Origin of the sequence: Nonomuraea sp. NPDC050478, from assembly GCF_044458265.1 — a bacterium.
Taxonomy (GTDB): domain Bacteria; phylum Actinomycetota; class Actinomycetes; order Streptosporangiales; family Streptosporangiaceae; genus Nonomuraea; species Nonomuraea ferruginea.
In genome coordinates this window covers 1-7,461 of record NZ_JBITHT010000021.1, presented here as the reverse complement: position 1 = coordinate 7,461, position 7,461 = coordinate 1, and the positions used below count along the sequence as shown (strand labels likewise).

Annotated in this window: 5 protein-coding genes; 1 reads left to right on the top strand and 4 read right to left on the bottom strand. The window is 69.0% G+C overall.

Annotation, left to right across the window (positions count from 1 at the left end):
* The first annotated feature begins 674 nt into the window (after positions 1–674).
* Entirely contained in the window at positions 675–2,003 is a 1,329-nt protein-coding gene (locus ACIBF7_RS44880; protein ID WP_397199922.1) for a pentapeptide repeat-containing protein, read from the top strand.
* A gap of 213 nt (positions 2,004–2,216) precedes the next feature.
* On the opposite strand, the gene ACIBF7_RS44875 is transcribed toward ACIBF7_RS44880, so the two are convergent.
* The 4 genes from ACIBF7_RS44875 to ACIBF7_RS44860 form a co-directional block, all read right to left on the bottom strand.
* A complete protein-coding gene (locus ACIBF7_RS44875) occupies positions 2,217–2,471 on the bottom strand; it encodes a hypothetical protein (protein ID WP_397199921.1) in 255 nt (84 codons plus the stop codon).
* 261 nt (positions 2,472–2,732) lie between these two features.
* On the bottom strand, positions 2,733–3,776 hold the full coding sequence (locus ACIBF7_RS44870; RefSeq protein WP_397199920.1) for an RNA ligase family protein: 1,044 nt from the start codon (positions 3,774–3,776) through the stop codon (positions 2,733–2,735).
* A gap of 187 nt (positions 3,777–3,963) precedes the next feature.
* The gene (locus ACIBF7_RS44865) at positions 3,964–4,869 is read right to left on the bottom strand and encodes a hypothetical protein (RefSeq protein WP_397199919.1); all 906 of its coding nucleotides are present in this window, start codon (positions 4,867–4,869) and stop codon (positions 3,964–3,966) included.
* An 808-nt stretch (positions 4,870–5,677) separates the two neighbouring features.
* A complete protein-coding gene (locus ACIBF7_RS44860; RefSeq protein WP_397199918.1) occupies positions 5,678–7,354 on the bottom strand; it encodes a hypothetical protein in 1,677 nt (558 codons plus the stop codon).
* Positions 7,355–7,461 lie beyond the last annotated feature (107 nt).

Below are 7,461 nucleotides of genomic sequence, written 5' to 3'. Positions count from 1 at the left end.
GGGCCTTCCGCCGTTTCCACAAAGTCGCAAGCCACCGACCTGCGGTTTCGCACCCGAACATGCCCTGGATCACGGATTAGCTGCGGAACGCGGGCTTCACGTCGACCACCCGCGAAACAGACCTCGTCCGAGGCATCACTGCGCGCCCAGAACGAAGCCCTGCGCCAACGTCTCAAAGAGATGCGCAGTGAGACCGCCGCCTTGAGGGATGCCCTGGAGCGGGCGCTGGGTCTGTTGCGTGAACGCGGCCAACCACCGAACCTCGGCTGAGCGCGAGCATCGGGCCCGGCCCCAGCGCACTGGTAACCCCAACCGACCCGCTGGCCCAGCACGCGACGCAAGACGGCCCGGCGCTTGGGTCGCTGCCACCAGAGGCAAAGCAGCACTGAGTAACCGCTGTTACTCATGTGGTCGCGCGAGTTGGTCATCTCCTGTTTCGCTGGGCCGGCGGACCTGGTGCAATCACCAGCATGGCAGCCAAACCCCTGCTTCTCCGCGTAGCCCTCACGCTGGCCGCGCTCCTCACCTCGGCCGCGGCCGGAGCCGCCCTCGCCTCCTCCTCGACCAGGGGGCGGACACCGCCCCCACCGGCGGAACTAGAACCAGCACAGCTGCCAGACGACCCCCCACCGCCCGCGCCGCGGCGCCACAGGTGGTGGAGGCGCGTACTGTGGGTGGTCCCGCTCCTGGCATTGACCGCCGTCTGCGCTTGGGCCGCAATCACGTGGACAGGACCAACCTGGGCGCGCTGGGTCCTGGCGGGCGTTGCGCTCGCGCTGGCGGCCTGCCTCGCGCTCGCCGCCCTCATCGGCCCGGCCGCCCGATACCTCGCCGGAGAACGCGCCCCGCTCACAAACGTCGAACGCACCGAGATGACCGCGGCCGAGCGAGTGGAGGCAGTCAACTCCGCGCGTCACACGCTCATCCAGGCAGTGACCGGGCTGGTCGTGATCGGCGGTGTCGTATTCACGGCACTGGGACTCTGGTACACCGCTCAAACGCTGAGCACCACCCAGGAGGGGCAGATCACCGACCGGTACACCAAAGCCGTCGAACAACTCGGTTCCACCAAGTCCGACGTGCGACTCGGCGGGATCTACGCACTGCAACGCCTTGCCGCTGACTCGCCACGCGACCGGGACACCATCCGCAACGTGTTGTCAGCGTTCGTCCGCAACCACGACATGTGCACCCTTCAACCCGGTGAGAAAACCCCGCCCAAGCGATGCAGCGACGACAAAGGGGAAGGTAACTACCCCATCGTGCGTCCCCCTGCCGATGTGGTCGCGGCGTTGACCATTGCTCCCACCCTGAGCGCCCTGAAATACAGCGTTGACATTATTCCCGGTGTCATTAACAGCGGTGACATTACCGGCCGCGCAGACTTCTCCAACAGCCGCTTTCCCGGAGCGGCCCTGTCCCGCGCGAACCTGGCCAGCGCGGATCTGACCAGCGCGAATCTGACTAGAGCGCAACTGGTTGAGGTGGACCTGAAGGGCGCGCGACTGGCAGGTGCGAACCTGGCCGGCGCGGACCTGTTTGAGGTGGACCTGAGGGGCGCGGATCTGATAGGGGTGAACCTGATGGGCGCGTCGCTGTCCAGCCTGGAGTTTGGCGGCGCGTACCTGATGGACGCGGACTTGTCCCGCGCGGAGCTGGTCGGCGCGGAGCTGTCCGGCGTAAGCCTGTCCGGCGCGGACCTGTCCCGCGCGGACCTGTCTATCGCGGAGCTGTCCGGCACGATCCTGTCCGGCGCGAACCTGTCCCGCGCGAGCCTGGTCGGCGCGGAGCTGTCCGGCGCGGACCTGACCAGCGCGAACCTGTCCCGCGCGGACCTGTCCGGCGCGGACCTGTCCGGCGCGAAGCTCAGCGCGGACCTGTCCGGCGCGGAGCTGTCCGGCGCGGACCTGTCCGGCGCAGACCTGAGGGGTATGCGCGGGATGACTGAGCAGCAGGTGCGGGCGGTGGCCACGGTTGACTCAGACACGACGTTCGTCTACTGAGTAGCCCACCAACGAGGCTCGGCGCCCGCCCCGTTCCCTGCGAGGAGACGGGGCTGATTGCTCCGCTAACAAGCCGTCCGGCAACGCCCGGTTACTACCAGCTACTTTGCGTCTGGTGACGGCGACCCGAGCGGCGGGCCAAGACGGGCCACAGTCAGACTCGCTCCCGAACACCATGCCTTTCTGGACATGTCTGCATTACCAAACCAAAGGTCAGGCGGCCATATGACCTTCTTGACTCCAGATAACCCGGTCGGCGTCGATCCAGTGGCGGAAGCTGCTGCGCTTGTAGCCTTCCCGGCTTTCGGTGCCGGTGGGCAGGCCGGCGACGGCATCGCGGAGGAGCATGGTCGTGGCGCGGGCGGATGGCGGGGTCTCGACGGCCTGTGCGGTGCCGCCCGTCAAGGGTGTGGCGAAGAGGACGATAGCCAGGATGGCGGGGATGGTGTGGCGTGAGGGGCGTGGCACCGAACCTCCGATGATGATTACCTAGTGTGATATTGGTCCACGCTAAGTAATCATCGTGGGTGCCGGCACAGTTACTATCGCCCCGGTGACATTCCCCTGACACGCATCAACGGCAAGCGCTACTGCCGGTCTCACCCCAAAGTCCGCCATGCAGCATCCCGCGGCGGGCCCTTGATGCACGGGGTCAGCTGTGAATGTGCTGGGCGACCTTCACCTGGAACGCTTCCACGGCCTCCCCGTCGGGGGCGAGCGGCCAGCCGATCACGCCACGGTGTCGCGCCGCTCGATGACGTGCGCGGGGTCGAGGTCGGTGCGCGGCCGGAGGTAGCGGCAGGGGTGCCGGTGCCGAAGTCCCTCCCGAGCGGTGTCCACCAGCACCTCCACCACTAGCTCGGGGCGGACCTGCCTGTAGCTGATGGGGTCGCGCTGACCGTACGGACTCGACGCCCAGCCCGGCGGCAGCGTCGCCGGCCACGGATGTTCCCCGGCCGCGGGGGTGAGCAGAGGGGCGAGCTCGGCGGCGGCCTGCGCGGACAGCTGGGTGGTGCGGCCGACGACGCGGAACCGTCCCGCCTGGTCGTAGCGGCCGAGGAGGAGTCCGCTCGGCCGCCGGGAGTGGCCGACGTAGCCGCCGACCACGGCTTCCGCGCTCTCCCGGTGCTTGAGCTTGAGCCAGCCGCGTTCCCCGCCCACGTAGCGGGAGCTGGTCGGCTTGATGACCAGGCCCTCGACGCCGACCGTGTGCAGGGACTCGTACCAGGTGCGCGCCTCGGCCTCGTCGGTGGTGTGCAGGCCCAGGGCGAGCACGCCGGCGGCCGGGATGGTCGCGAACAGGTCCTCCAGGAGGGTGCGGCGCTCGCGCAGAGGCAGGCCGGTCATGTCCTGGCCGCGCAGACGGAGCAGGTCGAAGACGGCGTAGTGGCACGGTTCGGAGATGGCGAGGGCGGCGGCGCGGCGGCGCCCGGCGATGTTCCGGCGGTGCAGCGCGCCGAAGTCGAGGCGGCCGGATGGCTCCCAGCGGACGATCTCGCCGTCGAGCACGGTCCCGGCGGGGATGTGCTCGAACACGGCCCAAACGACCTCGGGGAAGGTGTCGTTGAGGCGGGCACCGCGCCGGGACTGTAGATGCACGCTGCGGTCGCTGTTGATGAGGGCGATACCTCGGAAGCCGTCAAGCTTGGCCTCGTACGCCCAGGTGCCGAGGCGGCCTGGAGGGAAGTCGGCCACGCCCTTGGCCAGCATCGGCTCGATCGGGCTCCGGAGCTGCGTACGGGCGTGTTTGTGCTGGTCGGGAGGGGTGGCCATGCGCCGGTTCTACCGACCGCTCAAAACAGGACGAAAGCCCTAAACGGTAGATACATCCCCAAATCTGCTTAGTTGGTGTCGGTCAACCGGGGAACCGCTCCTTCAGCACCCTCCTCGGGAGGCGATCTACCGCTCGGTGTACAGGGCGGGGAACACGGCGGGCCGGGCTAGTGTCCCGGTCCGCCGATCACAACGGTTCACGCTGATCGTCTGCTTGGGGGGTGAGTGGGACTGGTGACGCTTCCGGAGCGGGGTTCGGCGCAGGCTTGGAAGGGAGCGATAGACCAGGGGCTTGAGGGGGCAAACCGACCGGTGGAACTGACCAGTCAGCAACGCCGTCGAACGTGATCTGGCCAGCGGAGAACTTTGCCCCGCCGAATGTGACCTTGCTGCCGGAGAAGGCTGCTGCGCGGAACGCGACCCCGGCGCCGGAGAAGTTCGCCCCAGTGAATGCGACGATGCCGCCGGAGAACGTCGCATGTTCGAAAGTGACAAATCCGTCTGAGAACTGTGTCCCCTGGAACAGGACAGTGCCGCCGGAGAATCTCGCGTGGTCAAACCTGACCCAGCCTCCACTGGAGATCTTGGCCCTATCGAAAGCAACGACGCCTGAAGGGAAGACGGCGGTGGCGAAGTCGATGAATCGGCTGATGGTGACGCCAGTGAAGTCAAAGTCGGCTCCGTGCCAGGGAATCCGGGCCTTGGCGTCGAGGTGTGCTGCAATCAAGCGCCAGATCGTTCCGCGCACCTCGTCCATGCCAGCCCATGCGGCGTGTTCAGCCGGACCGGTACTGGCGTCAGGTTCGGGGTCGGGAGGCATGCGGAGGTAGGCGCAGAGCACAGCGATACACATCTGCCGGCCGTCCTCCCAGTCGTCGGCCAGTGCTGCGAGGGCGTGCACGCCGGCGAGGCGCACCGCGGGTGATTCATTGCCGAGTTGCCCAGAGGCGGTGGTGAAGCGTTCGTTGAACAGCTTGGCCTGTTCCCGAGTCTCTCCAACCTCGGTGACGCGCTGTTTGCGGTAGGCGACGACGAGGGCAACCACTCCGCCGACGCCGGCGACGACGGCTAAAGAGATCTTGATGATGTCCAAGACCTCGGCCGTGGTCGGCCTCACCTTGGCGAGGTTGACTGGGGCGAGTTGGGCGAGCGCCAAGGCGACCAGGCCGACCGCCGCCCCGCCAGCCAGGATGAGAGTCAGGCCCAGAGCCAGACCGACGGGAATCAGCCGTACGGGGCGCCCCAGTCGTTGTCTCCGCCACCGGGCGGACCGGGGAGGGCGAGGGGCGCTGCGAAGACGCGGCAGGCGCATGCTCCCAAGGATGCACCGCCGCCGCTTCATCCAGGGGCTGATTCAGGCGGCCGCGAACGGGCCGAGCTGGTCGTCCTGGCCAACGCGGGCGGCCGCGACCTGCTTGGCGGGCTCTGGGGGCGCGCTGCCGGGGTCCGGGCCGAGGTGGGGAACAGGTCGAGCTGGCTGGGCTGGGCGATGGCGTGCTTGGCGCGGTGGCGACAGCCTCGACGCGGGTTCGCCAGTTGAGGGCGAACACCTGACAGTTCGCCTCGGAGCGGTGGCGGGTGGAGCCACACCGGGTCGGGGTGCGGCGGCCGGCGTACGACCACGCCATGCTGTCGGCTGTGACGAGGTAGCGGCCGTACCTGCGCAGGCCGGCGAGCTTGACGCCGGACCCGTGCAGCGGGAGGTCGAACTGGTCGACGGTGCGGAAGATGTCGCCGATCTCGGCACTGGCCTGGCGGCGGCAGCCAGAGCCGACGCCGACGATCTCGTAGTCCTCGGCCAGGCGGACGCCGTGCTCCTCGTACAGGGCGACGCAGGCGCTGGTGGAAGTGAGTGCCGGGAGGGCGTCCGCCGAAATGCGGACGCCCTCCCAAGGTCGGGGTCAGCTGTCGTTGACGGTGACCCGGTACAGGCTCTCTGCCGGTCCGGACAGGTCGTTTCCGGACCACTGCGCGTGGTAGATGTGGCGGCCGGTGGTGACGGGTGTGTCGGTGAAGGTGAAGGTGCCGTCGTCGTTGACGGGGACCGTGGGCAACGTGGTGCTCGGGGAGTCGTCGTCTTGCACTATGCGCTGCAGCGTGAGGGTGGAGCCTGGCGGGGGCGGGTTGCCGCCTGTTTCCAGGACGCCACTGACGTGCAACGGTGTGCCGGTGGTGCCCAGGGCTGGTCCGGTCATGGTGAGTGAGGAACGGTGCTGGACGGTCACAGCAGCCTCCGCACGGCTGGCGCGGGAGGCGTCGTCACCGGCCCAGGCCACGGTGTAGACCACTTCGCCGACACCGGGTGGGGTGTCGGTGATGGTGAAGGTGCCGTCGGTCGCCGTGGTCACGCCGTCGAGCGGCTCGTCGGTTCCGTCAGGCAGGCGGCGGGTCACCGTGAGCGGCTGCGCGCCCACAGGCGAGCCGTCGGCTCGGGTGAGCTGCCCGGTGATGAGGACCTCCATGCCGGTCAGCACCTGCGGCGACGTCGTCGGCGTCAGCAGCGACGGCGGAAGGGCGACGCCGGGCAGCCGCCACAGGTGTAGCCGGTCGCCCGGGGCGCGCAGTAGGGCGTAGACGTCGGCGCCGGAGAAGGCGATGCTGCCGGCGACCAGGTTGCCGGCCGGGTTGTCGGTCTGCAGCAGTTCGGCTCCCGTCGCGGCGTCGTAGAGGGTGAGGTCGGTGCCGGACCTGCGGCCGCCGGCGATGGTGGCGTCGTCGGCGCTGATCGCGACACTGACCGGGCTCGCGAAGTAGCCGCCGTAGGAGCCGGTCCGGGACAGGGCGGTGATGTCATAGCGGCTGAAGCGGGTGGGGTCGCCGGCCGCCGTGACCGCGACCGAGCCGTCAGAGGTCAGCGCGACCTCCCGGATGCTGGCCGTGCGGTAAGTGAAACCGGAGATCGTGCCGCGCAGCGCCGGTGCCGCCTGGCCGATGTCGTAGACCCACAAAGCGGCAGGGCTGGTGTAGGTCTCGCCGGCCACGAGCGTGCCGCCGGCGGCGTCGATGGCCGGGGCGCTATAAAGGTCGGAGGCGAGCACGATCGGCGCTGGTGCCGCCTGCGTCACGTCGAGGCCGATGACGCCGGCCCGCCAGTTTTGGCCGCAGCCGCGGCCGATCCACAGCTGGTCGCCGGTCAGCGCGAGGGTGGACGGGCACGGGTGCGCGGCCAGCCCGATCCGCCGGAGGATCGTCAGGTCGGCGGTGTCGATCTCTGCCACCTCGTCCGACCCGTACAGGGCCGCATACAGGCGGGTGCCGTCCGGGGTCAGAGCCAGCCCGTGCACCTGGGACAGTCCGGTGATGGCGCCGGTGACGCCACCGGCGGCGTCGGTGACGACGATCCGGTCGCCGGCGGAAACGAACACCCGGCCGTCACCGACCGCAAGGTCGGCGACGGAGGACAGGCCCACGGCCACGCCGAGGTCGGTCGTGGTTTCCGCGGCCGAGGCCACGGGGGAGTCCGGGGCGGCTTGGGAGGGAGCGGCCAGCAGGCCGGTCGTCACGACTGCGGTCAGGCCGAGGGCGGCTAATCGGCGCATGAGCGAGGAGGAGGCGAAGCGTGGACGCTGCTGCTGCACGTGCATCTCCTTAGAGTGCGTTCTGCGAGTTGATGTCCCTTTCATCGGTGGGGTTGGGTTAGGTCGGCTGGTCGGAGACCCGCCGGTCGGACTACGGGCGTGGCTGG

What these genes read in the sequence shown, in the direction of transcription:
- ACIBF7_RS44870 (WP_397199920.1), bottom strand. Translation starts at nt 3,776, where the DNA reads ATGGCCACCCCTCCCGACCAGCACAAACACGCCCGTACGCAGCTCCGG.